Genomic DNA, 24,973 nt, shown 5'->3' with positions numbered 1-24,973 from the left:
CTGTTCGTCCGAAAATCTGCGTTTCATTGTCCATCCTTTGCTTGGACGGATTACTAACATCTCAATGGCCCGATTTCAGGGGGCTGGGTCATCATCCACCACGGTCAGGATACGGAAGCGGCGACCATCGGTCAGAGCATCAGATACGAAATCAAGGCTCCAACGCTAGTTCGGGCTATCTGGCACAACCATCGGCCTTCGCGTGCCCAGAGCCCGCTTTCTACCACCCCTGCGCCGCACTTGCAGCTTCTCTTCGCGATAGATCCGTCGGAACTTCTTATGGTTCACTTGCCAGCCCTGCCGCTCCACCATCACATGCAGACGCCGATAGCCGAACCGGCGACGTTCTTTGGCGACCGCTTTCATGGCATCACGCAGCTCAGTTTCATCGTCCCGGCGCGACTGATACCGCACCGTAGAACGATCCACGTCCAGAGCAGAGCACGCCCGACGCTGGCTCACCTGATGAGCTTCCATCAGATGAACCACCGCCTTCCGCTTGGCATCGGGCGTTACCACTTTTTTGAGTTCACATCCCGCAGCATTGCGTTGTCGAGCATCTGTTCAGTCAACAACTTCTTCAGCTTTGCGTTCTCGGCTTCCAGCGCACGCAGCTTCTTGGCATCTGACGGCTCCATGCCGCCATACTTAGATTTGTACTTGTAGAAGGTGCCTTGGCTGATCCCATAGCGCCTGCACACATCAGTCGTCTTCTCGCCAGCTTCCTGTTCCTTGATCATCTGAATGATCTGTTCGTCGGTGAATCTCGTCTTCATTAGTCCGTCCTTTAGTTGGCCGAACTCTACACAAAGCTGGAGGAGATTCAGGGGCTCAGGTCACAAACATTCTACACATAATGAAATCCTCATGTCGTCATTCGTGATGATCAGTCTTGCGACAGCAGATGCTGACTTATTCAGCCGGGGTCGTTTTAGGTTCGCGAAGCGCGGCAATTGATATGAAGCTGACGCAAACCAACACTGCAGCGCAAAGGAATAGGCTGGATAGGCCAGTGGTCTCAAGCAGAACCGCCCCGAGTGCCGCCCCGAGACCAATTGCGCCGTTGAACAGCGCAACATAGATAGCCGATGCCTGGAGGGCATCTGCGCCTGCTTCCTTCAAAACCCAGGTCTGCAGACCCACAAGGATTGCGGCGATCGCCCCCCCCCAGATGAAAAGTACCAGGGCAATTCCCATTGTGCCGATGCTGGCTCCGAGGAGAGACAACGCACTTAGCGCTCCGCAGGCCAGAAGCAGTGAGACCATCACAATCATTTTGAGCCACGTATCGATCAGTGCGCCGGTCACCATATTTGCTGCGATGCCAGCGGCTCCAAAGGTGAATAGCAAAGGCGCGACCGCCCGGATCGAAACCTCCTCTGCCCCCGTAAGAAAGGGTTCGATGTAGGTATATGCCATGAAGTGTGCTGTGACGGCAAAAAGCGTGGCCGCAAAAATTCTTTGGAAACGGCTATTTGACAAGATACGGATCAGCGGTCGCACTCCTACATTGCCGGTGCCCTGCACCGTTGGCACGGTGATCCACATCGCGAGCGCTATGCCTAACGACAGCATGCCAATGGCCAGGAATGCGATACGCCAGCCTGCCTCGATGCCGACCAAATTGGCAAACGGTACGCCCAGCACACTAGCGACTGACACACCACCGAAGATGATGGAGGTCGCCAGGCCCACCTGGCGGGCCGGTACGATCTGAGCTCCGAGTGTTCCAATCATTGCCCAAAATGCGCCATGGGCGATAGGGCCCAGCACCCGAGCCCCCATAAGCCACGCAAAGCTCTCCGACAGGCTCGCCGCAAATCCTGATGCTGCGAGGACTGTCATTAACCCGATCAGCAGCGGTCGCCGCGGTACGGAACCGAGCCAGACCGCAGACGCGATTGCAGCGACCGCGGCAATCCAGGCATAGAGCGTCACGATCAGGCCGACCTGTCCGGTAGGCACTCCCAGATCGCCGCCTATCTGGGAGAGAAGCCCAATCGGCGCGAGCTCAGCGGTTACAATGGAAAAGTTGCCAGTACCGAGTGCGGCAATAGCCAGCCAAGCGCGGTAATCGGCGCGCTGAACGTGTTGGGGCATAGTTTGTGAACTCCGTTTCTACGATGAGGTTTCGAGCGCCTCAAACGCCTTCCGGGCTGAGGCGATGGCGTTCATCGCCGCGGGTACACCCGCGTAAACTGCGATTTGATAAATGATCTCGACAATTTCCTGCCGGCTCACGCCGCAATTCATCGCTGCGCGTATGTGAAAATCTAGTTGGCCGGGTGCTGTACCTTTGGCCCCGAGCATCGCTACCGTCAGCATTTCGCGGGTTCTGATATCTATTCCATCCCGACCAACCACGTCAGCGAAAGAGAACCCGAGAATTAGTTCGGCTGCATCGACATCGAACGCATCGAGATTGGCGGTCACACGCGCGGGCGCGCCCGCTTCCAGCCGCTCGAGCAAGGCTAAGGCGCGTGTTCGGCGGTCAGTATCATGTGGGCTGTTGGTCATGCGTCCACTCCCTTCATACCTTCTGGAGTGTAGCGCTCGCCAACCACAGGTACCCGCGCGACCGCACTTTCGAGCCGGATACAATCCTGCGCCGTCAGTTCAACCGATGTGGCGCCAGCATTCTCGCTCAGGTATTGTCGACGCTTGGTTCCCGGGATCGGGACGATGTCATCCCCTTTCGCCAAGAGCCAGGCGAGCGAGAGCTGCGCGGAGGTGCAGCCCTTTTCGGTAGCCATATCAGCGATCACGTCGGCGATGCGGAGGTTTTGATCGATAGCCTCTTCGGCAAAGCGTGGCAGGGAAGCTCGAAAATCATCCTCTTCAAGTTCGTTGGTAGATTGGAACCGCCCGGTCAGGAAGCCGCGGCCAAGCGGCGAGTAGGGCACGAAGCCTACGCCCAGTTCACGGCAGGTAGGCAGGATCGATGCTTCAGCTTGCCGCGACCAGAGGGAAAACTCTGTTTGGACAGCGGTGACAGGATGTATCGCATGCGCTTTTCGCAATGTCTCTGCGCTGACTTCACACAGGCCGATATGAGAGATCTTACCCTCTTGGACCAGTTTCGCCAAACCTTCCATCGTTGCCTCAATCGGCTGTTCCGCATTTACTCGGTGCACGTAGTAGAGGTCTATGTGATCGACGCCCAATCGACGCAGGGACCCGTCGCAGGCAGCGCGGGCATAGTCCGCGCGATTGTTCAGGCTGCGCTTGTATTCGCCCGGATTACGCACGATCCCAAACTTCGTGGCCACACGCACATCTGCGCCGCTTTCATGCAGAAATGTCCCGATAAGCTCTTCATTGTGATGCGGCCCGTACATATCGGCCGTGTCGAAAAAATCGATCCCGAGCTCGACGGCGTGTGCCAGAACGTCCAGTGATTCAGCATCATCACGTGGCCCGTAAAACTCGCTCATCCCCATACACCCAAGCCCGATGGCCGATACCTCAAGGTCCTGCCCAAGTTTACGTTTTTGCATGATAGACCTCCTTGAATATCAGGGGACCAGCATGGCATACGTCATGAATGGAAAAACTACCGAATAATGGCAACGAGATTTCCATAATCGGAAAGAATGATGTTAAAGGGTTGGTCTGGGATGACACTCGGGCCTTTCTGGCCGTGGCGCGGCATGGCACGCTCAGCATGGCGGCCAGAGCCTTGAACATCGGCATTGCCACACTTTCACGTCGGATAAATCGGCTGGAAGAGGCGTTGGACGTTCCCCTGTTCGTCCGGCACCAGACGGGTTACCAACTGACCGAAGATGGCACTGATCTTATCGAGAAAGCTGAGGCGATAGAGGCGGCGGCCCTGGCGCTGAGCAGTGGCGCAAGGCAGCAAGCGCAGTTGGCCGGTAAGGTCCGCTTGGCGACTGCAGAAAACCTTGCAAGTGGATTGATTATTCCCGCGCTGCCTGAGTTCCGTTCCAGACATCCTGGCTTAATGGTCGAGGTCGTGACCGATATCACAACCGTTAACGTACATCGCCGTGACGCCGATCTTGCGCTGCGCATGGTCAAACCGCAACGCGGCAACGTCACCCTCAAGCGTCTGGGCACCCTTGGCTATGGGCTCTACGCAAGCAGCGACTATGTCAAAGCCCGTCAAGTCAGCACGGATCGCGGCAGCTACGAGATGGATGCATTCATTGCTTGGGGCGAGATGCAGGCCCATCTGCCTGCTGCACAATGGGTTGAACGCGTGCTCCGCGGCCGGTCGCCGGCGATCATCACGACTTCGCTCTCGACACAGGTATCGGCCGCAGCGGCCGGCTTGGGCCTGGCCGTCCTACCGCATTTCTTGGCCAAGGATGCAAATCTGACCTGCATTGACACCGATATTGGAATCGATCAGCCGATATATCTGGTGATTCAGTCCGATTTGGCGCAATCACGCCGAACGCGCGCCCTTGCGGACTTTCTTAGCGATCTGGTGGTCTCCAGTCGGGCGCGTCTTCGTGGATACTGAGGCCTGAGCAACAACTGACGGCGACTTCCTGGATTTTCCGATAATGGAAAACCCGCTTGCATTATTATCCAATGATTCCAATTTGGGAAAATACTATCTCTGTTCACACAGCGCTGAGGTGTAGGCTGGCAGCATAGCTCCCCTCCAAACTGGCCAGTCCTCTCCAGCGTCATGAAACAAGGAGCCCGAAGAGCACGCCGCCTATCTCAAGTGGCGCGACGAGACAATCTTTGACGTCGTCCGCAATGCCGATACGGTGGACAGTTGTCTTGCCTATTATTCGGTCATCAGCGGCCAACCCGGCGTTATGTTTGTTTCAGGTTTTTCTGTGGACCCCGCAACATATACCGCAGTCTTTTCCTCCGAGCGCTACAGTACCATCGTGCAGCAGGCCGGTGATCGTTACATCACCGGCGGTACCAACGGTCTCTATACAAAAACCTACGCGGACACCGCCAAACTCGCAGCCTGAATCGGGTGATGAGAAGATTAATCACAACTTATTCTGGAGACTTGCTATGAGCGATAAAATCTTGACCTTCGGCACACTGATCGTTGTTGCCGACGAATTCACGGAGTTCACATCGGACAAACCCGTAGTGACGCTGAGCCAACTTCGCGCAATGTTGTCTTTGCCCGAACACATGCTGTCAGGCCCGATGCAATTACTGCCCGGCCAGGGTCTTTCTGATCTTGAGATTGCCGATCTCCTCCAGCAGATCACGGTACAAGACCCGGCAGGCAGCAGATGGGATACGACTCTGTTTCGAAATCTGTCTGATCGCGCAGACGCAGAATTTTCGCATAAACGAAAATCTTGTAATACATTGATCGGTAGCCCGACAAAGGTCGCTGAAGACACCTATTCCCTTGATCTTCGAATCGACCACGGGTGTGAGCTGATGGGCCATCATCAGACAGGTCAGCATATACAGGGAATGTTATTGGTCGAAGCCGCGCGACAATCTTTCCTCGCCGTGACTGGAAAATATCTGCTGACTGACATGGAAGAGAAAACCTATTTTGTCATCACGTCCATGACAACCGAGTTCAATGGGTTCGTTTTCCCTTTACCTGCACATATTGAGTATCGGGTGTTGTCGAGCGACGTGAACGAACGGCGCCACAAATATCAGGTCGAAATGGACTTTATCCAAGGCGGTGAGCCACGCACGCGCGTTGGCTATGCCTTCACCGTCTATTCGCATCAGGTCATCTTGGAAAAAGAAGCCACACTGGCGCTTGACGCCGCAAAATGTGCGCTCGCAAGTACAAACTCTGAAGCTTCTGCCCGCGCTGCCTAAACCGACCATTTGCCCGGCGCACCTTTCGGGTGCGCCGGGCGTAACCAGGCCGAACTGATATGAAACAAACAACCTATGACCTGTCGGTGACGACACAGGGGCCCCTTTATCCTCCGAGTGAGATTATGGACGAAGATGGCAATTTCATTGTTATTGGCGCGATAAACCATTCTATTGATGACCGTGTCGAAGCGAATTGGACGGGCGCTATCGTCTCGCCCGAAAGTACGGTGCCAGATTTCGGTGAAAAGGCGCCGTACAAGATCCTGGAGCTTTTTTCGCCCGACATTCCGTTGCCGCTGCACCTTGCCGACAAAGTGCTTCATACATTGCCGTTGCCGTTGCCTTGTAACAACTATCCAATGGTGTTCGCGCCTCAGCAATATCCTGATGCGAACAGCGATGTGCGGCCAAGCTATCCGTTTCACGAAGCACCCATCCCAGACCGTCGTCCTGAACATGGCCGGCAGCTCCAACGCCCGGTGAAACTACACGACTGGATTCAAGCTCAAGGAAAGCTTCGCATTACACTCGAAGATGAAGCACGCATTGCACGCTTTGGCAGCGTCAGACACTTCCCTTTCGTGACATTGCTGAGCAATGCACTGTCGGGCAATGCATACCACCGTACTTTGATTTGAACTTGTAGAACGTGCCCTGGCTGAGCCCGTGCTTGCGGCACACCTCCGCAGTTGGCATGCCTGCTTCCTGTTCCTTGATCATCCCGATGATCTGCGCCTCGGTAAAACGGCTCTCTTTCGCATTCGTTTGCTCCTTCAACAAGTTGAGCAAACTCTACATTAAAGTGCGGGAGGTTTCGGTGGGCAGGTCACCAGTAACACTGTGTCTTCTGCGACCACCATGTAGACAGATGGCCCGGCAACGTTGCCGGATCAGGAATGGTAAATCCACTTATTCTCAGCTGCAAAGACTGGTCGGGCCATCGCGTAACTGCGCCTGACTACCGAGCCAGTTGCCAGATCTGGTTGTTTAGAGTTGCGAGCGTCTTGGGCAACGCAGCACGCGGTAGACGCCCGCCTAGGCAAACGCGCACATATTTTTCTTGATCGCCTGCGGTTCGAAATGCACTTTCTGGCGCAATGCCGATTTCATGGTTAGACATGTATGCCATCAAGGCCGCGCAGGTTACTGGTTCTGGTAGCCTTAGCCAAATGTTAAACGCATGTGGGTTGGCAACAAAATCTGTTTCGGTGATCACCTGTTTAGCGATGTCTTGACGGACTGCAGTTTCTTTGCGGATGAAGCGCCGTATTTGATCTGCCGTGCCATCCAATACCCAGCGCGTCGCGAGTGCCATTGATACTGGCGATGCCATTCCCGAAACCGCACTAATGCCATTTTCCATTGCAAAGCCAGCACGCGCATTTGGGGCAACCGAGTAAGCAAGCCTTAGCCCCGCTCCAATACATTTCGCAAGCCCACCGATGTACCACGTCAGTTCAGGGGCGCTGGTGGCCATCGGAGGTGGTGCGCCTGGCAGAATAAATCCATAAGCATCATCCTCGATCAATGGTAGATCATAACGCTTCATGATGTCCGTGATTTCAAGACGGCGGCTTTGAGGGACGATCATGGTTGTCGGATTGTGTAGTGTCGGATTCAGATAGAGTGCTCTGGGTTTATGCCGAAGAATGGCGTCTTCCAGTGCCTCAGGCAGAATGCCGTCGTTGTCCATGGGCAACCCAACCAGAACGAGACCAAGCTGTGCTGCGATCTTTTTGAATCCCGCGTAGGTAACATCCTCGCATAATACTGTGTCGCCTGGACGTGCCAAGATGGTTAAAATCGCCAGCATCGTCGCATGCGCTCCGGGAGTGACAGCAATGCGATCTAAATTGGGAACCAATCCCCGCATTGATAGCCAAATAGAGGCCGCCTCTTTATCAACGTCACCGCCAATAGGGTTTTGGTAGCGCAAGAGGTGCACAAGGTCATCAGACACCGCTGAAAGCCCTGCGCGCATACGCTCCAGCAACTCGGGGTCAGTTGGTTCTGGCGGCGTGTTCATTGTCAGATCATTAGCAAGTGCGCGACGGTCGTCGCTGTTTCTGCTTTTACTTTTTTGCGACAATACAAATGTACCGCGTCCAACGTGTGATTCAATCAAGCCGCGATTGATTGCTTCACGATAGCCCCGCGAAACCGTTGTGAAATCAACGCCGATCAAATCCGCCAGACGGCGTTGGGGCGGTAGCCTGTCGCCAGGCAACAGCACACGGTCTTTCATATCCTGGGCGATACAATCCGCGATCGCCAGATAGCGAGGTTTGCCAGCCTGTTCGATTCGTTGTGCCCAGTTGTCCATAAATCACCTGCGTTTTGATCCATTTCTCAAGTATTGTATGCATTAGGTGCAGGCAATGATGTGCAAATTGGCCGCAGTACTTTTTGGTTTGTAAAACGTTTAGCGCCTATTTTTTGCCAAAAATTCTTCTATTTGCATAAAATGAGGGCGGATTCATATAATCAATACAATTACATTGATTGCATAAATGTATGGATATGTGGCGCCACTCTCCAGGCTTCGTCTAGCGATGGGTAACCCAATGCGAACGACAGGAGAACGCAATGCCCGAAGTCACGACACCAGCCCATAAAGATGGCGATTTTTTCGTAAACTATGAAGAAAAAGTTTTTGAAGACGTCCAAGCCGAAGAAGGGCAAAAAGCCCTTGTAACCTTTCACACCGTCGCCTTTGAAGGTTCCATCGGCTTGGTGAACATCCTTCAGGCGATCCGTTTACAGCGCAAAGGTTTTGAAACCTCTATTTTATTGTATGGCCCCGGCGTATCACTTGGCGTTCAGCGTGGCTTTCCGACGCTTGGCGATGAGGCGTTCCCAGGCGCACAGAACTATGCAGCCAACTTGAAGAAGTTCATGAAAGAAGGCGGCAAGATATTTGCATGCCGTTTTGCGCTACAGATGTTGATGGGCCATGGCGAACCATCGCTGGTGCCAGGTATCACGCCAATTGCACCACAAGATGTGTTGGACCTGAAGCTGCTGCACGTGCGCGACAACGCTCTGATTCTTGATACTTGGACCCTCTAAGTTTCCCTCTGTCCGGGGCAGCAATGGCGTTGCCCCGGTCATTTGTTCCTCTTTGCAAACCTATTCTGAGCGGCAACGGCGTCGCTCGCCCCTGCACAAAGGCTACTCACATGACAGATCACATCGTCCGCGCCGCTGCTGTCCAGATCGCACCGGACTTAGCAAGCCGAGCCGGCACTATAGAACGCGTATTGAATGCTATCGCAGAAGCTGCTGAAAAAGGTGCAGAACTGATCGTCTTCCCGGAAACATTTGTACCATATTATCCCTACTTTTCGTTTGTATTGCCCCCAATTCAACAGGGTGCAGAACACCTTAATCTATACGAGGAAGCTGTGGTGGTCCCGTCTGCCGAAACTCAGGCGGTTGCCGATGCAGCGCGAAAGCGTGGCGTCGTTGTGGTCTTGGGGGTGAATGAGAGGGACAACGGTTCGTTGTTCAATACCCAGCTCATCTTTGATGCTGACGGTACTTTAGTACTGAAACGGCGCAAGATCACACCAACCTATCACGAACGTATGGTTTGGGGCCAAGGCGATGGAGCAGGTCTTAAGGTTGTCGACACCAAAGTGGGTCGTGTTGGTGCATTGGCGTGTTGGGAGCACTACAATCCGCTTGCGCGGTATGCGCTCATGGCTCAACACGAAGAAATTCACGTCGGCCATTTCCCCGGTAGCCTTGTTGGTCCGATTTTTGCTGAACAAATCGAGGTCACGATGCGCCACCACGCCTTAGAGGCTGGTGCATTTGTTGTGAACTCAACAGGATGGTTGGCGGAAGAGCAAATCGCCAGCATCTCTGAGGATCCCAAACTGCAAAAAGGTCTGCGCGGTGGTTGCATGACCTGCATCATCTCACCCGAAGGGCGTCATGTGGTACCACCTTTGACAGAGGGCGAAGGTATTCTGGTCGCCGATCTGGATATGAAACTGGTGACCAAACGCAAACGCATGATGGACAGCGTTGGCCATTATGCCCGACCAGAGTTGCTGCATTTGGTGCATGATGCGCGTCCGGCGCAGACTGTTGTGCGCATTGAAGACTCGCAAGACACGGTAGCAACCCCAAATCTGGAGGCTGAAGATGTCTGAAGCCGAACTTATCAATGAATTGCAAACCCGTGGAATTCGGTTGGTCGATCCAACTGCTGGCATGGAAAGCCGCCGGGGCGGTGCAGGTCCAACGGATCACAAGGCCGTAACTGTTGGCGACACGACCGTCATGGTTCCTGTGCACACAGCCCCGGCGTTTGAAAGCCCCTATGTGGTACAAGCGCCAAGCTCTGACGGGATTTCAGAGATAACAAAACGAGGTAGATCTCTGGGGAATATACGCCTCCCGATGCGTCCCAAGTTTTACGATCTTAAAACGGCTGATGGTGTCGAATACCATAAGATCGCGGCTCTACATTCCAAAGACGTGCTCGCGACGACCATTCTTCAAACGTGCATCCGGTATGAAAGTCGCAAGAAGACCTGCCAATTCTGTTCGATTGGTCAGTCGTTGGCGGCAGGGCGCACCATTGCGCGTAAGACACCGGCTCAGTTGGCGGAAGTTGCGAAAGCAGCGGTAGAGTTGGATGGCGTAAAGCATATGGTGATGACAACAGGCACGCCCGCAGGCAAAGATCGTGGCGCTTCTGTCATGGTCGAAAGCGCGGTTGCCGTCAAAGCCGCCGTTGACCTGCCGATCCAAGGCCAATGTGAACCGCCAGAGGACAACATCTGGCACGAACATATGTTCAATGCGGGTATAGATGCTTTGGGAATGCACCTCGAAGCGGTGACCCCAGAGGTGCGCCAACGCATCATGCCCGGCAAGGCGCAGGTGAGCCTTGAGAAATACTTCGACAGCTTTAAATCGGCGGTCAAAATATTTGGGCGCGGTCAGGTGTCGACCTATATCCTTGCAGGATTGGGCGACACCTCCGAGGCTATTCTAAAAACCTCGCAAGAGCTTTGTAAAATTGGTGTCTATCCTTTTGTGGTGCCGTTTGTTCCTGTTTCTGGAACGCCGCTCGAAAGCCATCCTGCGCCAACTTCTGATTTTATGGCAGGCATTCTAAAGCCGCTGTCAGGCATGATATTGCGCGCAGGTATGAGTGCAGAAAGCTCCAAGGCCGGTTGTGCCAAATGTGGGGCCTGCTCAGCATTGTCGACATACGAAAAGCTGCGCGTATCATGAGCTTTCATAACGCCCGCGTCTTTCTTTCGCCTGATGTGATCATCCGTGCCGCTGCTCGGCCTTGGGAATTCAGAGGCGTGCAGGATCTGCGTCATCAGGTCTTTGTGCAGGAGCAAGAAATCTTTGTTCACCATGACCGCGATCCAATTGACGACATTGCTATGCCTTTGGCGGCAATTAGCACGATGGCCAGTGAAGCAGATCAAGTGGTCGGGACGGTTCGTATTCACGAAGAACGCCCACGTCTTTGGCGTGGTTCGCGGCTTGCGGTCGCGCGTAGTCACCGCCGCATAGGGCGTCTTGGTGCCGAGTTGATAAAGCTGGCGGTGTGCACTGCGCATGGACGTGGCTGCGACCGTTTTCTTGCGCAGGTTCAGATCCAGAATGTCTCTTTGTTCAGGCGCTTACACTGGGCGCCTCTGCAAGAGATCGAAGTTCACGGCATGCCTCATTTGGAGATGGAAGCTGATTTGGCTGCTTATCCGCCTATGTGTGATCCTTTTGCGGGTTGGAAATCCTTGTTCCCAAGGCGGGGTCGACCATGATCAAGCCAAACCAATCCCTCCGCCAAATCGTGCGTGAATTGCGTAAGCATCCATCGATCCTCAGCAAGTTGGATATCGCGCAAGCCACCACAACGCTGGGGCTGACGTCTGCAAGCACAGGCCAACCTGGTGATGACTGCGCGGTCTTGCCGACCAAAGATGGGTTCGATCTGTTTTCGTGTGAGGGCTTTATCAACGCATTTGTCAAAGCGGATCCGTGGTTTGCAGGCTGGTGCGGCGTTATGGTGAATATTTCAGATATCCTGTCCATGGGCGGGCGGCCACGCTATATCACTAACGCGATTTGGGCCCCAAATGTCGGGCAGGCTCAGCCCGTTCTGGCTGGTATGAAGGCTGCATCACAAGCCTATGGCGTACCGATAGTTGGTGGCCACACCAATCTTCACACGGATGATCTACAGCTTTCTGTCTCGATTCTTGGCCATGCAAAAAAGGTGATTTCTAGCTTTGCAGCCGAACCAGGTGACGTCCTGATCTGCGCCATTGATTTAAGAGGCAGTTACCGAGAGCCTTTTGACAATTGGAATGCCGCCCTAACGAAACCGCCAATTGAACTGCGCGACAATATGGGCATTCTTCCGGCCCTTTCCGAGGCTGGCCTTGTTACAGCGGGCAAAGATATCAGCCAAGGCGGCATAGCGGGAACAGCGCTGATGCTGGCAGAAGCCTCAGATGTTGCAATCACACTTCAACTCGAAGCATTGCCGCATCCCGACGGGATCGACATGGCGCGCTGGCTGCGCAGTTTCCCAAGCTTTGGTTTCCTGATGACCGCGCGCGCCGAAAATGCCGAAGCCGTTTGCGCGGCTTTCCAAAGTAGGGGCATCGCCGCAAGCACTTGTGGAGATATCACTGACGGCAGTTTCGTTCACCTCAAAAGCAGAGAAGGTGCCGCCCAATTTTGGGACTATGCACGTTCTCCCTATTTGAACCTTGCAGCAAAAGAGGCTCCTCATGCCTGAGACCCGGTTTACCGTGCGCTGGCCAGATGGCCACATAGAAGAATGCTATTCGCCTTCGAGCGTTATCAAAGACTTCCTAACCGCAGACACGACATATCCGCTGGATGATTTCATCATGCGCTGCCGGATCGGCTTGGAAAAGGCCAGTTTCCGCGTCGAAGCAAAATTTGGGTTCCGCTGCTCCAGCGCCGACGCCCAACTGACCAAAATCGAGAGCAAGGCAGGTGCCTTTGATTCTCCGGCGCAGGTTACCTGCTTATCCATTTCCTAAGGACATCCTTCATGACCCATCGAGACCATAAATCAGTTGTTGTTGTTGGCGGCGGACAGGCCGGGCTCTCCGTTAGTTATTATCTGACCCAAGAAGGTTTGGATCACGTCGTGCTGGAGCGGCACCAAAAATTCCACTCCTGGCGTATCAACCGGTGGGACACCTTCTGTCTTGTGACCCCAAACTGGCAGTGCCGCTTGCCTGACTTTGCGTATCAGGGAGATGACCCCGATGGCTTTATGGTGAAGGATGAAATTACCGAATACCTGGATGCCTTCGCTCAGACGTTCAATCCTCCGATCATTGAAGAATGTGAAGTGACAAAAATTACCCGACGTCCGGACGGGTGTTATTTTGTGGACAGCAGCCAGGGCAACTTCAGCGCAGATCAGGTGGTGATTGCCACAGGCGGCTATGACAATCCGATTGTGCCGCCTTTTGCGGATCAGCTTGACCCCTCTATTTTGCAAATGCATTCAGTCGATTATCGCCGCCCCGAACAAATGCCGGAAGGAGCGACCTTAGTCGTAGGCACTGGCCAATCCGGCGTTCAATTGATGGAAGACATGCACCTAAAAGGCCGTGATGTTCATCTGGCAGTTGGCCCCGCACCACGCGCACCGCGCAGGTATCGCGGTCGTGACTCCACCGATTGGCTGCATGATATGGGGCATTACGCCATCACCATTGCGCAACATCCCAATCCGGAGCATGCGGTCACTAAGACCAACCACTATATGACTGGTCGTGATGGAGGTCATGAGATTGACCTACGCAAATTTGCAACGGAAGGGGTGTCACTTTACGGGTCTGTGAGCGGTATGGAAGGTAAGAAAATCCAGTTTTTACCGGATTTGGAAACCAATCTTGATGACGCAGATGAAAGTTATGTCGGTATTCGGAATGCCATTGATGCGCATATTGAGAAACACAACATTGATGCTCCGAGTGAGCCCGCATTTAAAAAGCTCTGGCGTCCAAAACAAGAGATCACCGAGATCGACTGTGAAAAAGAAGGTATTACCTCGGTCCTCTGGGCTATCGGCTTTCGCCCGAATTACAGCTGGATAGACGTCGATGTTTTTGATGATCACGGTCGCCCCGTCTATGATCGCGGCGTTTGTCAGCAAGACGGATTTTACTTCATCGGGCTTGGCTGGCTGAATACTTGGGGGTCAGGTCGTTTCTTAGGCATCGACGAAGACTCGCGCTTTCTGGTGGAGCAAATCACTGCGAAGGCAAAGTCTGAATTGAAGGCCGCATCGTGAACCCCGCAATTGGGTCCGCAACAGAGGCGGTGCCACGTCTGACGTCGATACGTCAAGGTATGGCACATTTGGCACCGCAGGGTATCTCTGAAGACTGGTGGTTAAAGTACTTAGGAGACGTGCACTGGCAGTTGATCGCGCAAGCGGTTGGCCAGAACACAACGGTCTTTCGCGACAGGCGAGGTCGTCAACTGTACGCCGCCTTCTGCGCAACGGAGTTTGAGCAAACTCACCCCAGCTTGGCGCGGTTGGGCGAAGAGGTCGACGTGCATTCCGAATTGCGGTCTGCTGGTCGCAGTCGTATCCAATCGAACCATATTCTATGCATCCACGGTACAGAGATCGCCCGTTTCCGACTGGTATCAACGTTTGTCGCACATGTGGAGGCCGGCGTGAACGCAAGCGTTCGCCGCGCGACACCTTATTTGATACCGGTTCTTGATCCCGCAACTGATGATTTTGCGACCAGAGCTGCGGCTTTGGCAAAACGACAGAAATCGGAAATCGGTGACGATACAATAAAAACGACGCCCTATACTCCCATCGGAAGTGACTTCAACGCGGTGGGGCTCTTGTACTTTCCTAGCTTCACGCGGGTTTTCGATGAAGTGGCGTTCGAGGGGGAAACCTCAATGAGATGGAACCCTGTGAAGTACCGCAAGATCGTATATCTCGCGAACATCGAATTGGGTGAGCAAGTGGTTGGGGCTTTTTCAATGGGGAGCCGCAATGCAATCGATTTGTGGGGGTATCCCTCAAATGCGGACATGCGACGTAAACTAGCGCATTGCTTAGTGTGGCGACACAGAGGAATTTAAAGCTGGGTGCCGGGATTGGGGGGAATGCGCTAATGCCAAATCTGGTGTCCAGGCGATCGCCATGTGTCGGCTTGATTTCGGGTTGAAGGGTTTATGTCGTTGATGAAAGTGACGTCTTGGATGGCATCAGCAACTCATCACGCTCTTTGATCAGGCGCTCCCTCGCTCTGGCGAATTTCGCCTCGAGTGGGCATTAAATCTTTTAATAGCAATGTTTTGACGCTGATGGCGCCCAGTAAGGAGAACTGGTCCTCCGTGCTGCGCAACCCGTTGACTATCTCGTCTGCCTAGAAATAAACCCGTTCGCTGAGGCCCGGATCGGCTTTGTGACAGTCATCAAAGTGGGCGATAAATGGTCCCCTCTGAGCCAAAGAGACATACAGTCGCTAGATGTCTTTCACTAATCTGAGTGCATCGTAGATTGCAGCGTGTGTATTGCGGGCACTGATAGCGTCGCCGATCCGAAACAGCTGGAACCGGCCTTTGGGATTGCGCGCGATGTCCTGAGGTTGGCCGTCAATCAAGGCGTTATAATCCACGGCACCACCATTTCTGGAAAACGGTTTCAGATCAAAATAGAGATCATCAAGTGGCAGTGTGCCATAGTTTATAACCACCTGATCATAGGCCTTTTCGGACGTGTGGTTGCTGTAATCCGTGCCGATGGTGGCGTTCAGAAGGTTCCCGACGCGTGTTACATTCTTTAGGCGACGGGTGACGGTAAAGGTCACATCCTTATCCTGAAGCGCGCGCATGTAGGGCACCAGATTCATCGCCATGATTTCGGGGGCGAACACCCGGTCTGGTGTCATGATCTCCACCGTGGCCCCGGAGTTGGCAGCAACTTCAGCCGCTTGCAGGCCGGGGTGATCTCCGCTTTCATCATAGATTAGAATGTTGTGCCCCGGTTTCACGTCGCCTGAGATGATATCCCAGCTTGTAACCACCAGTTCTTGCTCCTTACCGCTTTCAAACAGCTCCGTGTTCGGCAGGCCGCCAGTTGCGATGATCACCACATCAGGGTGCAGCGCGGTTACATCGTCCCTTTCGGCCCAGGTGTTGAAATGGAACGTGACATCGCGCGCAGCACATTGTGCCATGCGCCAGTCAATAATGCTGATCATTTCGCGCCTGCGCGGGTTTTGCGCAGTTAAGCGCACCTGTCCTCCCGGATCAGGCTGCGCTTCAAACACGGTAACGTCATGCCCCCGTTCGGCTGCTATCCGGGCTGCCTCCAGTCCGGCTGGTCCAGCCCCGACGATCACCACTGTTTTAGGCTGCGCAGCAGGTGAAATCGTATGTGGCATCGCCTGTTCCCGGCCGGTGGCTGCATTGTGCATGCACAGTGCGTCGCCCGCCTGATAGATCCGGTCAAGGCAGTAGGTCGCCCCCACACAGGGGCGAATGTCGGCCTCGCGGCCTGCGATGATCTTTTGTACAATATGAGGGTCAGCCATATGTGCGCGGGTCATGCCGACCATATCCAGCAAGCCGCTGGCAACCGCATGGCGGGCCGTTGCGACATCTGGAATTTTGGCGGCATGGAACGTGGGCATGCCAGTGGCTTTTTTAACTTCGCCAGCGAAATCCAGATGGGGAGCATTTTTCATTCCCTGCACGGGGATCACATCTGTCATTGCTGGGTCCGTATGGATGCGTCCTTTGATAACGTTTAGAAAATCAACCATTCCGCTGTTGGCCAGCCGCTTGGATATTTCGAGGCCCTCTTCAGGAGTGATCCCACGGTCTTCTACTTCATCCGCCGTGTAGCGCAGGCCCACGATAAAATCATTTCCGACCCGATCGCGTATGGCATGCAGTACATCCATTGGAAATTTCAGGCGGCTTTCCAGGGTTTGTCCGCCGTAAGGTCCAACCAAGTCATTGGTGAGGGGCGACCAGAACTGATCCAAAAGATGGCCGTAAACCTGTAGTTCAATCCCGTCCATGCCACCTGCTTTCATGCGTTCAGTGGCATCGGCAAAATCGGAGATGATGCGGTCGATGTCCCAATCTTCAATCAGTTTGGGAAAGGCGCGATGCGCCGGTTCGCGGTGTTTTGAAGAGGAGACCGATGGCAACCAGTTGCCCTTATTCCACCCCGTTCTGCGACCCAGATGCGTCAGTTGGATCATGACGGCGCAACCATGCTCGTGACAGGCATCGGTAAGCCGCCGAATATGCGGCACCACCTCGTCCTTGTAGGCAAGAATATTGTTGAAAACTGGTGGGCTGTCCTTGCTGACGGCAGCGGAGCCGGCGGTCATTGTCAATGCGACACCTGCCTTGGCCCGTTCAGCGTGATAGGCCACATAGCGCTCTTTTGGCATTCCATCCTCAGGATAGGCCGGTTCATGGCTGGTGGTCATGATCCGGTTGCGCAATGTCAGGTGCTTTAATTGATACGGTTGCAAAAGCGGATCATTGGACATTTTCAAGGCTCCTTGCGACTTGTATGTTAGTACCACATATCGGTCATTGAGGCTTTTTTTCGAGCGATGTAATCTTTCAGAGCATCGTTTGTGGCTACGTCCATCGCTGGTGCTTCATAGGTATTCAAGGCCTCTTTCCAGCGCCGGTTTGCGCGTTGGGCTGCATCTGTACCTCCCTGTTCTTGCCAAGTTTCATAGGGCGTGTCATCCGTCAGGCCGCTGTCCCAATAGGCTGTCTTGTAGTGGCGTAGCGTGTGGTCCGTGCCAAACAGGTGCTCTCCGGGGCCGTTCTGTGCCAGGGCTTCAAATCCAAGGGTGTCTTCGTTGACTTCTATGCCTTTGAGATAAGCATGCAGAGCGCCGCATAGATCGGTGTCCATGACAAATTTTTCGTAAGACATCGATAGTAGCCCATCGAGAAATCCTGCGGAATGGAGGATATAGTGCGCGCCGCCTTGAATGGCCGACATCATCGACATCATGGCTTGTTGCATGGCCTGGGCATCGGGCAGCTTAGAAGTGCTGAAATTCCCTGCGCAGCGTAGCGGCATGTTTAGCCGTCGTGCCAGTTGCCCCATCACCAAAGAGCCCAGTGCGGGTTCTGGAGTGCCAAATGTTGGAGAGCCTGAGCGCAGCGACATGGATGACAAAAAACCGGCAAGCACCGCTGGCGCGCCTGGGCGTACCAATTGTGTCAGAGCGCAGGAGGTCATGGATTCAGCCAAACACTGCGCAACAGACCCTGCCATTGTCAACGGTGAGACCGCGCCGCCCAGCAGAAATGGCAGGTGAATGCTGCCTTGCCCTGCCGCTGCATATTCGCGAATGCCAGCGCTTGTCACCCCATCCAGAACCAGAGGCGAGGTGGTGTTGAAGTTGCCCATGATAACGCAATGCTGGTCAACATAGTTCGCACCAAACAAGATGCGGCACATCTCAATGCTGTCCGCGGCACGTTCCGGGGCGGTGATTGATCCCAAAAACGCCCGATCGGAATAGCGCATATGCGCATAAATCATATCCAGATGACGTTTGTTTACGGGAATATCGGTAGGCTCGCAGATCGTACCACCTGAATGATGTAGCCAGGGGGAGGACTGCGCCAGTTTCACGAAGTTTTCAAAGTCTTCGAGGGTGCCATAACGGCGCCCTTTGTCCAGATCCATGACAAAGGGGGATCCATATGATGGCGCGAACACCATGGCGTCACCGCCTATTTCAACCGTATTCGCAGGGTTACGTGCATGTTGGCTAAAACGGGCAGGCGCGGTTTTCAGCACTTCGCGGATCATGCCCGGCTCAAACTTGGCGTTCCATCTATCTGTCGATAATTCAGTTATATGCGCCCCGGCGTCACGGAATAGGCACATGGTTTCTGGGTCTTCGCGCAGTTCAATGCCGATTTCAGCCAGGATACGATCTGCGGTTGCTTCGATTTTTCGCAGGCTCTCCTCGCCAATTAGGTCATAGGTGGGCGTGTTCCTGGTAATAAATGGGACACGCAGGTGCGGGTTTAGCCCCGGTGTGGCACTAGACTCGGAGTGTGAGCGGCCACGCCGACTGCGGCGGGGGGATTGCACGGGGGACGGAGCCTCTAATGACACGGGATTTTCCTTTTGATGAGGCCGAGTAGCAAGCCCTGGCCCATGGTCTGCCGATACTCTTCACTCTGGGCATTTGACGTGTTCTGGCAATTGCATTTAATTTCACCTTGGATTATCTGAATTAATCCTAATCGATGAATGAGCTAAATTTGTAAGGCTGAAATGATTCTATAGATGAGGTTGATTTGCTTAAACGTCCATATGATCTTCCGCCGATGAGTTCTCTGATTAGCTTTGAAGCTGCGGCCAGGCATGTCAGTTTTAAAGCCGCTGCACGCGAGTTAAACGTGACTCCTGCAGCCATCAGCCATCAGGTCAAATCTCTGGAACAGGAGCTGCAAAGCGCATTGTTCCGGCGTCACCATCGGGGAGTTGAACTGACAGAGACCGGGGCCTACTTGTTGGTGTCTCTTCAGCGTGGATTTGAATGTATGAATGACGCTCTGAATCAACTCAGAGCGCGCTCTACAAAGACCTCCGTCACCATCCGCGCAACAACTGCGGTCAGTTCTTTGTGGCTTACGCCGCGTCTGGCGCAGTTCTGGAAAATACATGGACATATTTCCGTGTCCCAAATTGTGAGCGACACTGATCAGGCCGGGTCAGACTGTGATCTGAGTATTCACTATGGCGATATGTCGAATGAGACCGGTACCTGTCATGCGCTGTTTCATGACCACATAATGGCGCTCGCCAGTCCGCGTTTTGCACAGCTTCACAAAATCGAACAGATTTCAGATCTTGGGAAAGTTCCGCTTATTCATTTGGATGCAGACAAAAGCACCTGGACCGACTGGCACGGCTGGTGCAAGGCACAGGGCTATCTGGGGCCTTTGCGAAACAGTCTTCGTGTCAATAACTATGTGATTGCACTTCAAGCTGCACAGGATGATATGGGCGCAGTTCTGGGATGGCACGGTTTGACAAAGATGTTCATAGATACCGGCAAGCTGATCAAGATCCTGCCTGAAACGGTGGCGTCACCGGTCGATTTCTATGTCAAGTTACACCCAAACGCCACCGACCGTGCAAAGCTGGTCTATGATTGGCTGACACATGAGCCGAGCTGTGACAAGTAAGACTGCGGCTCCTTTGTCTGCAAGCTTTCTGGGGATTGATGCCGGTCGCAGTGTACGCACTGCTCGTTTGGCTTTTCTGAGAAAGTGATCTTGCTTGGGGGCTCAGGAGCATTGTTTGTGACCAGATCAGCCTCCCAGCAGAGCTTAGCCCAACTCCAAAGAGGTGACCGCGAAAAATGGACTTGAGGTATCCTTGTACACACGGGGGGCAGGGCCGCGATACATGCGCGCCGTCGCAAAGCCGGGCGTGAGACCCAGCGTTGTGCAAAGCGCTTTGAGCGCAGCGGAGGTGTCGGGCACATCCAGCGTCATCTCGGTACCAAACAGGCTGGCCGCGTGGGATAGCAGGCTGCGGGCATCATCGGCTGACTGCGCCAGAAGCGGGCCGATTTTTGCTCCGGATGCGCATTGGCGCACGGTACAACAGCCGGTGATGGTGCCGCGCTCTGACAGGATCAGGGTTTTGCGGCTGTCGGCCTCTGTGAACCAGGCGTTCAGATAGGCGGGCTTCGCTGTGCCGGAGGTCGCGGCTTCCATCGCGATCAGGGCAGGTTGATCCCGTGCGGTGGCCATACGGATCTGGGGGTGACGCGTGGCGGGAATGGAACCGGTGAACCGTGTGGTCGCACTGAAGAGGTCAAACCCGGAGGCTGCATAGTTGGCTTGTTGATCTGGCACACCATCAAGGCCAATGGTGCGCGATCCGGCATGTTGAAGCGCGTGTTGCCACAGGGCGTATCCCACGCCCTGACCCCGATGGGAGGGCTGGGTGATGTAGAGGCCAAGAAAGGCAAAATCGGCAGAGTGGTTTACGACGGAAATTGCCGCCAGAAGCTCAGTACCATCGGTGGCGACAAAGAAACCTTCAGGGTCGGCCTGCCAAAAGGCCTCAGCGTCTTGCAGGCCGGGGTTCCAGCCTTCGTCTCTGGCCCAGTTCAGAATCTGCACAAGGTCCGTTTGGCTGGCAGTGCGATTGATAATCATGGTGGTCTCTCGGTCGTGGCGCGCGTGGTCTTCTGCGGAGCCTAGCACCGGTCGCGCGACGCGCAACGACTGCGAGTGTTTCAATTGGGGTTGGGAGAGCGGGTGCGCAGTTTTTCAGCAGGAGCTGCGGGTCAGGTGACGGTCACGGTGAGAGGTGCGAGCTCCGCTATCGAAAGGGTCATGACATCCCCCCTGATCACGGGGCCGACGCCCGCAGGGGTGCCCGACAAAATCACATCGCCTGCTGCCAATGTGAAGTACGTAGAGAGAAAGGCGATCATTTCGGGCACTTTCCAGATCATCTGATTGAGATTGCCCTCCTGCTTGATGGTGTCGTTGAGCAAAAGGCGGATGGGGCCTGTGTTGAGATGGCCGGTCTTCACGACAGGATGAATGGGGCCAATGGGGGCGGAGTGCTCAAATGCTTTGCCAATTTCCCACGGGCGGCCCTGCGCCTTGGCGGTGGCTTGCAGGTCGCGGCGTGTCATGTCGAGCGCGGCGGCATAGCCATACACATGTGACAGCGCGTTCTCGGTCGAAATATTGCTGCCGCCAGAATGCAGCGCAATGGCCATTTCTGCCTCGTGATGCACATCACTGCTTTGAGAAGGGTAGGGGAACGTGGGTGTGGGCGAGAGATTGTTAGGGTTTTTCTGAAAGAAAAAGGGCGGTTCGCGGTCTGGATCATGCCCCATTTCACGGGCGTGATCTGCGTAGTTGCGCCCGATACAATAGACGCGCCGCACCGCAAAAAGGGCGTCACTCCCCACAACAGGCAGGGCAACGGGGGCGGCGGGGGGCACGACATAGTCCGGCATGGCGCTCTCCTTCAAATGACGGTTGGCTCTTGTGATAGAGGCAACCGCCTTTGCGTTCAATCTGCGGGAGGCTCAGATCGCGCCTTGAAGCACATCGGCGGCGCGCAGCAGGAGATCCTGATTGCCGGCGACCACGTCACGCCGCGTGGTGTGGTGTAGGATATCAGGGCTGGCCCCCAGACCTTCGAGGGGCAGGCCATGGTTTGGCCCCACACGCAGGGCGCGGCGCACAGCGATGTTGGCTTCTATGCCTGCTGGCATTGGGGGCAGGGGGGCGGCACCGCCTTCCTGAGAAAAGCGTGAGATCTGTCCAAGGTTCCAGACATTGGCCCCACCTGCGCCAGTGGTGGGATCCAAGCCTATGATTTTGCCGATCTTGTTGTCTTCAAAGCCCGCCGCAAAATAGTCTGTTGTGGAATAACTCAAGGCATCGGTGATCAACACCACCGGCCCTTTGTAGGTGCCCTCCAGCCCCTGCCAATGGCTATCTTCTACCAGCGGAAAGCCCTGCGAAAAGGTGGCACCTGTTTCCAGCACCATATCCAGCGATCGCTGCCAGCGTTGAAAGAAGGCGGCGCCACTGCTGAGACGGCGTGTGGCGGGGGTGGCGAGAAAGGCATTCCGGCTGAAGTCTACGGGGTTTGGGGTGAGCAGGCGCAGGAGGGCTTCTCCTGCGGGGATGGTGCCACCCGGATTGGCGCGCACATCCACAATCAGCCCGGTTTGTGGCATTTGCATAAGCAGGGCGGCGATCTCTTCGACAAAGCCGCGTATGTTGCGGGCGCCAAATGAAAAAATCCGCAGAAGGCCAAAGCTCTTCCCATCGGGCAGGGTCATCACAGAGGAGCGCACGCCGGGGGCGGCACCGGTTGCGCCCTGCAGTTCATCAAAACGCATGCCAGAGCCGGTTACGGTCAGGCCAAGGCCGCGCAGTCGGTTTTGCCCGGGATCACAGAACAGGGATTTCAGGGTCTGGTTGACCACTTCGGTTCCCTCATCCAATCCCAAAAGGGGCACATTCCCGCTCTCACGGGTGCCAGCGCCCGCGGTTGCATCTGGTTTGAATGTCACCTGCCACAGAAATGTGGCCTGTCGCTGGGCGCCGGTGGCGTCCACATAGGTCAGCGTGACCCAATCTTCGTCTGGTGGGGGCGCAAAAGCCAGAGGGCGCAGGGTGAGTGCGCGCAGCGCCAATGCGATCCGTGCCCAAGGGTTGGAGCCATTGGTTTGCCAAGACAGGGTTTCGACAAACCGCTGAATCGGGGTGCCGTTCCAATGGGTGAGTTCTACCCCGACGGTGAAATGCGGATCGTCTGGCGCCTCCACCAGTTTTGTCACGATCAGCTTGCGCCGTCCGGCCTCGTAGCAGCTTTCTGCGACAAAGGGCAGATAGGCGATCATAGCGTTCCAAGGGGCGGGCAGACGGATGGAGGTGTGGCGATCCCGCAGTTTCAGGAAAATACGGGCCAGCCGCTGCAAATAGGCCGCAGTGGATGGATAAGCCGCCGCATCATCTGCGAGAAGCTCAAGCTCGCGCAGAGGGTTGATGGCCATGGAGGCGGTTTTTTGCGGCAGATGGACATAGTAGTCGCGCAACACATCGCGCAATTGCAGGGCAATGGCGCTGAGATCACCGGAGGAGATTTCAACCGTCTGATTGCGCAAAGCAAACAGAGCATAAGAGGGGCTGTTTGGGGTGTTTGGCATCAGGCGTCTCCTGGACCGGATAAGGCGAACTCGCCAATGGAGCCTTCAAAATGGGGATCTTGCCCTGTCAGGCGGGCGAAGGTGGCGGCATTGCCCAGCCCAAGGCCGCAGGGGGAAAGACCCATCGCGGTGGCCGCGAGATAGAAGGCCATATAGGCGGCTCCTGTGGTCTTGAGTTGCGTGGCATAGGCCATGCCCGCGTATTTCCACTGCATGCGTTGAAACCGGCTGCCGAAGGTGAGCACAGCATCGGGGGCAGATGTCATGGCCATTGCGGTGAGCGCGTCTTGTGCGAGGCTTGCGCAATCGTCATCCCATTCTCGCAGGAGCAGCAGCTCATGTGTGGCTGCGGCATAGTAGTAAAAGCCGGGACGCAGCCCAGCGATGTTTTGTGCGGTGATGTAGATTTCAGATTCATAAGCCCCCCCACCGGACGGATAGGGGCGGGAGGTGAAACTGCCGATATCGGTTTCAAAATGGGAGCGGATGCGGGCGGTGCGAAACAGGAAGATGCCCAGCTCTGCCAGAGTGAGTGCGCGTCGCAGTTGCGGGCGGCGGGAACTGCGGCGCTCCATGGCCTGCGTCAGCGAGATATCCGTCGCGGCAAGCATGTTCAGCTCTGGCGCAAGGAGCGGCACTCTGCCGAGGTTGTCAGGTTCCGGATGCAGCGCGGGCTGTGCGTAGATTTCGTCTTTGAAAGAGAAAGTCGCGCCGATGGGATCATTGGCAAACCCCATGCGGGAATGGGCGTGAAAGGCCAGATCCTGCGGCTGCCACTGGCGCAGGGTGTCATCTTTGTCTTCGGGCAGGAGGCCGTTTTCATCTTGCGGTGCAATGATGCCAGCCTGTGCCAGCATGGCACAGATTGGCGCGCGCTGGGCGGTTGGGATGCGCCCTTGGGCCAGTCCAGCGACGGTGGTGCCTTCGGTGAACAGGGCAATCAGTTTGGCCCCTGTCACTGTATCGGTGCGGATTGCGGCACGATAGCCGGAGAGCGGTCGTTCGATGATCAAGCGACTCCCTTCGCGCCGCAGGGTTGCAAAGCGTGACAGACGGTAGGTGAGAGTTTCCTCAATCGCCAGATCCATCGTGGGCAGAAGGTCAGGCTGCATGGGCCATAGGGTGAGCACGGCCTCTGTCCTGTCGGCGGAGCCAAAGCGCAGAGCGCCAATTGCACCAAGGCTTTGCAACAGACTGAGCAACACATCCGATGCCATGGTTTCTCCGCCGTCCATTGCTGTGGCGGTGATGGCCTGCAGATCCGCTATGCTGGTTCCGTTGGACGTGTCTAGGCACTCTAGGAGCTGTGCGCATGTGTTTGGGGCGTGCACACGCAGCGGCGCCAGTGCGGCTTCGAGCAGGGCCGCTTTTTCGGTGTCGTGACCGGGGTCAATCCAGACATGCATCATGGTGGC

23 protein-coding genes and 2 pseudogenes are annotated in these 24,973 nt (G+C 55.2%); 13 read left to right on the top strand and 12 right to left on the bottom strand.

Features of this window, described 5'->3' with window-relative positions; all coding sequences use genetic code 11:
* Positions 1 to 90: 90 nt before the first annotated feature.
* From SHM7688_RS19920 to SHM7688_RS01170, 4 genes and pseudogenes are all read right to left on the bottom strand, one after another.
* A pseudogene (locus SHM7688_RS19920) lies at positions 91 to 776 on the bottom strand (transposase); the annotation flags it as partial.
* A 136-nt stretch (positions 777 to 912) separates the two neighbouring features.
* Complete coding sequence (locus tag SHM7688_RS01180) at positions 913 to 2,100, bottom strand: MFS transporter (RefSeq protein WP_058238203.1); 1,188 nt, start codon at positions 2,098 to 2,100, stop codon at positions 913 to 915.
* An 18-nt stretch (positions 2,101 to 2,118) separates the two neighbouring features.
* Entirely contained in the window at positions 2,119 to 2,517 is a 399-nt protein-coding gene (locus SHM7688_RS01175; protein WP_058238202.1) for a carboxymuconolactone decarboxylase family protein, read from the bottom strand.
* On the bottom strand, positions 2,514 to 3,497 hold the full coding sequence (locus tag SHM7688_RS01170) for an aldo/keto reductase (RefSeq protein WP_058238201.1): 984 nt from the start codon (positions 3,495 to 3,497) through the stop codon (positions 2,514 to 2,516). Before SHM7688_RS01170 ends, SHM7688_RS01175 begins: the two co-directional genes overlap by 4 nt.
* 47 nt (positions 3,498 to 3,544) lie before the next feature.
* On the opposite strand from SHM7688_RS01170, the gene SHM7688_RS01165 reads away from it, so the two are divergent.
* The 4 genes from SHM7688_RS01165 (at position 3,545) to SHM7688_RS01150 (ending at position 6,434) form a co-directional block, all read left to right on the top strand.
* On the top strand, positions 3,545 to 4,489 hold the full coding sequence (locus tag SHM7688_RS01165; RefSeq protein ID WP_058238200.1) for a LysR family transcriptional regulator: 945 nt from the start codon (positions 3,545 to 3,547) through the stop codon (positions 4,487 to 4,489).
* Between the two features lie 328 nt (positions 4,490 to 4,817).
* On the top strand, positions 4,818 to 4,961 hold the full coding sequence (locus tag SHM7688_RS19700) for a hypothetical protein (protein ID WP_158500639.1): 144 nt from the start codon (positions 4,818 to 4,820) through the stop codon (positions 4,959 to 4,961).
* Between the two features lie 46 nt (positions 4,962 to 5,007).
* Positions 5,008 to 5,793 carry an AfsA-related hotdog domain-containing protein gene (locus SHM7688_RS01155; RefSeq protein ID WP_058238199.1) on the top strand — a complete coding sequence of 262 codons (786 nt, stop codon included), beginning with the start codon at positions 5,008 to 5,010 and terminating at the stop codon, positions 5,791 to 5,793.
* A 59-nt stretch (positions 5,794 to 5,852) separates the two neighbouring features.
* The gene (locus SHM7688_RS01150; protein WP_188128139.1) at positions 5,853 to 6,434 is read left to right on the top strand and encodes a hypothetical protein; all 582 of its coding nucleotides are present in this window, start codon (positions 5,853 to 5,855) and stop codon (positions 6,432 to 6,434) included.
* On the opposite strand, the pseudogene SHM7688_RS19535 reads toward SHM7688_RS01150, so the two are convergent.
* Positions 6,412 to 6,516, bottom strand: a pseudogene (locus tag SHM7688_RS19535) (transposase); the annotation flags it as partial. The gene SHM7688_RS01150 and the pseudogene SHM7688_RS19535 overlap by 23 nt on opposite strands.
* Before the next feature lie 238 nt (positions 6,517 to 6,754).
* On the bottom strand, positions 6,755 to 8,119 hold the full coding sequence (locus tag SHM7688_RS01145) for an aminotransferase-like domain-containing protein (RefSeq protein ID WP_058238198.1): 1,365 nt from the start codon (positions 8,117 to 8,119) through the stop codon (positions 6,755 to 6,757).
* Positions 8,120 to 8,382: 263 nt separating this feature from the next.
* On the opposite strand from SHM7688_RS01145, the gene SHM7688_RS01140 reads away from it, so the two are divergent.
* The 8 genes from SHM7688_RS01140 to SHM7688_RS01105 all read left to right on the top strand — a co-directional run bounded on the left by SHM7688_RS01140 (position 8,383) and on the right by SHM7688_RS01105 (position 14,934).
* Positions 8,383 to 8,865: an MSMEG_0572/Sll0783 family nitrogen starvation response protein gene (locus SHM7688_RS01140; RefSeq protein WP_058238197.1), complete on the top strand. Its 483-nt coding sequence runs from the start codon at positions 8,383 to 8,385 to the stop codon at positions 8,863 to 8,865.
* 110 nt (positions 8,866 to 8,975) lie between these two features.
* Positions 8,976 to 9,956: a Nit6803 family nitrilase gene (locus tag SHM7688_RS01135; RefSeq protein WP_058238196.1), complete on the top strand. Its 981-nt coding sequence runs from the start codon at positions 8,976 to 8,978 to the stop codon at positions 9,954 to 9,956.
* The gene (locus SHM7688_RS01130) at positions 9,949 to 11,049 is read left to right on the top strand and encodes an MSMEG_0568 family radical SAM protein (protein ID WP_058238195.1); all 1,101 of its coding nucleotides are present in this window, start codon (positions 9,949 to 9,951) and stop codon (positions 11,047 to 11,049) included. The genes SHM7688_RS01135 and SHM7688_RS01130 overlap by 8 nt, the downstream gene beginning before the upstream one ends.
* Positions 11,046 to 11,594, top strand: a complete 549-nt coding sequence (locus SHM7688_RS01125) for an MSMEG_0567/Sll0786 family nitrogen starvation N-acetyltransferase (RefSeq protein ID WP_058238194.1) — start codon at positions 11,046 to 11,048, stop codon at positions 11,592 to 11,594. Before SHM7688_RS01130 ends, SHM7688_RS01125 begins: the two co-directional genes overlap by 4 nt.
* Complete coding sequence (locus SHM7688_RS01120) at positions 11,591 to 12,577, top strand: sll0787 family AIR synthase-like protein (RefSeq protein WP_058238193.1); 987 nt, start codon at positions 11,591 to 11,593, stop codon at positions 12,575 to 12,577. Before SHM7688_RS01125 ends, SHM7688_RS01120 begins: the two co-directional genes overlap by 4 nt.
* Positions 12,570 to 12,848 carry an MSMEG_0570 family nitrogen starvation response protein gene (locus tag SHM7688_RS01115; protein WP_058238192.1) on the top strand — a complete coding sequence of 93 codons (279 nt, stop codon included), beginning with the start codon at positions 12,570 to 12,572 and terminating at the stop codon, positions 12,846 to 12,848. Before SHM7688_RS01120 ends, SHM7688_RS01115 begins: the two co-directional genes overlap by 8 nt.
* Positions 12,849 to 12,859: 11 nt before the next feature.
* The gene (locus SHM7688_RS01110) at positions 12,860 to 14,116 is read left to right on the top strand and encodes an MSMEG_0569 family flavin-dependent oxidoreductase (protein ID WP_058238191.1); all 1,257 of its coding nucleotides are present in this window, start codon (positions 12,860 to 12,862) and stop codon (positions 14,114 to 14,116) included.
* A gap of 59 nt (positions 14,117 to 14,175) precedes the next feature.
* A complete protein-coding gene (locus SHM7688_RS01105; protein WP_058238190.1) occupies positions 14,176 to 14,934 on the top strand; it encodes a Pnap_2097 family protein in 759 nt (252 codons plus the stop codon).
* A gap of 386 nt (positions 14,935 to 15,320) precedes the next feature.
* Here the strand turns inward: SHM7688_RS01105 and SHM7688_RS01100 are convergent, their stop codons facing one another.
* Positions 15,321 to 17,366 carry an NADH:flavin oxidoreductase gene (locus tag SHM7688_RS01100; protein WP_058238189.1) on the bottom strand — a complete coding sequence of 682 codons (2,046 nt, stop codon included), beginning with the start codon at positions 17,364 to 17,366 and terminating at the stop codon, positions 15,321 to 15,323.
* Between the two features lie 26 nt (positions 17,367 to 17,392).
* Positions 17,393 to 18,970, bottom strand: coding sequence for a trimethylamine methyltransferase family protein (locus tag SHM7688_RS01095; RefSeq protein WP_083498819.1), 1,578 nt, complete (start codon positions 18,968 to 18,970; stop codon positions 17,393 to 17,395).
* A 215-nt stretch (positions 18,971 to 19,185) separates the two neighbouring features.
* Between SHM7688_RS01095 and SHM7688_RS01090 the strand changes: the two genes are divergently transcribed.
* Complete coding sequence (locus SHM7688_RS01090; RefSeq protein ID WP_058238187.1) at positions 19,186 to 20,049, top strand: LysR family transcriptional regulator; 864 nt, start codon at positions 19,186 to 19,188, stop codon at positions 20,047 to 20,049.
* A 144-nt stretch (positions 20,050 to 20,193) separates the two neighbouring features.
* On the opposite strand, the gene SHM7688_RS01085 is transcribed toward SHM7688_RS01090, so the two are convergent.
* The 4 genes from SHM7688_RS01085 to SHM7688_RS01070 all read right to left on the bottom strand — a co-directional run bounded on the left by SHM7688_RS01085 (position 20,194) and on the right by SHM7688_RS01070 (position 24,967).
* Positions 20,194 to 21,033, bottom strand: a complete 840-nt coding sequence (locus SHM7688_RS01085) for a GNAT family N-acetyltransferase (RefSeq protein WP_058238186.1) — start codon at positions 21,031 to 21,033, stop codon at positions 20,194 to 20,196.
* 131 nt (positions 21,034 to 21,164) lie between these two features.
* Positions 21,165 to 21,851 (bottom strand): fumarylacetoacetate hydrolase family protein, encoded by a 687-nt coding sequence (locus SHM7688_RS01080; protein WP_058238185.1) that lies wholly within the window; start codon positions 21,849 to 21,851, stop codon positions 21,165 to 21,167.
* Between the two features lie 72 nt (positions 21,852 to 21,923).
* Complete coding sequence (locus SHM7688_RS01075; RefSeq protein ID WP_058238184.1) at positions 21,924 to 23,558, bottom strand: S41 family peptidase; 1,635 nt, start codon at positions 23,556 to 23,558, stop codon at positions 21,924 to 21,926.
* Entirely contained in the window at positions 23,558 to 24,967 is a 1,410-nt protein-coding gene (locus SHM7688_RS01070; RefSeq protein ID WP_058238183.1) for a SagB family peptide dehydrogenase, read from the bottom strand. Before SHM7688_RS01070 ends, SHM7688_RS01075 begins: the two co-directional genes overlap by 1 nt.
* Positions 24,968 to 24,973: the final 6 nt, after the last annotated feature.

Origin of the sequence: Shimia marina, from assembly GCF_001458175.1 — a bacterium.
GTDB lineage: Bacteria > Pseudomonadota > Alphaproteobacteria > Rhodobacterales > Rhodobacteraceae > Shimia > Shimia marina.
Note: the sequence above shows the minus strand (reverse complement) of the source record. Positions and strands in the feature narration are given on the sequence as shown.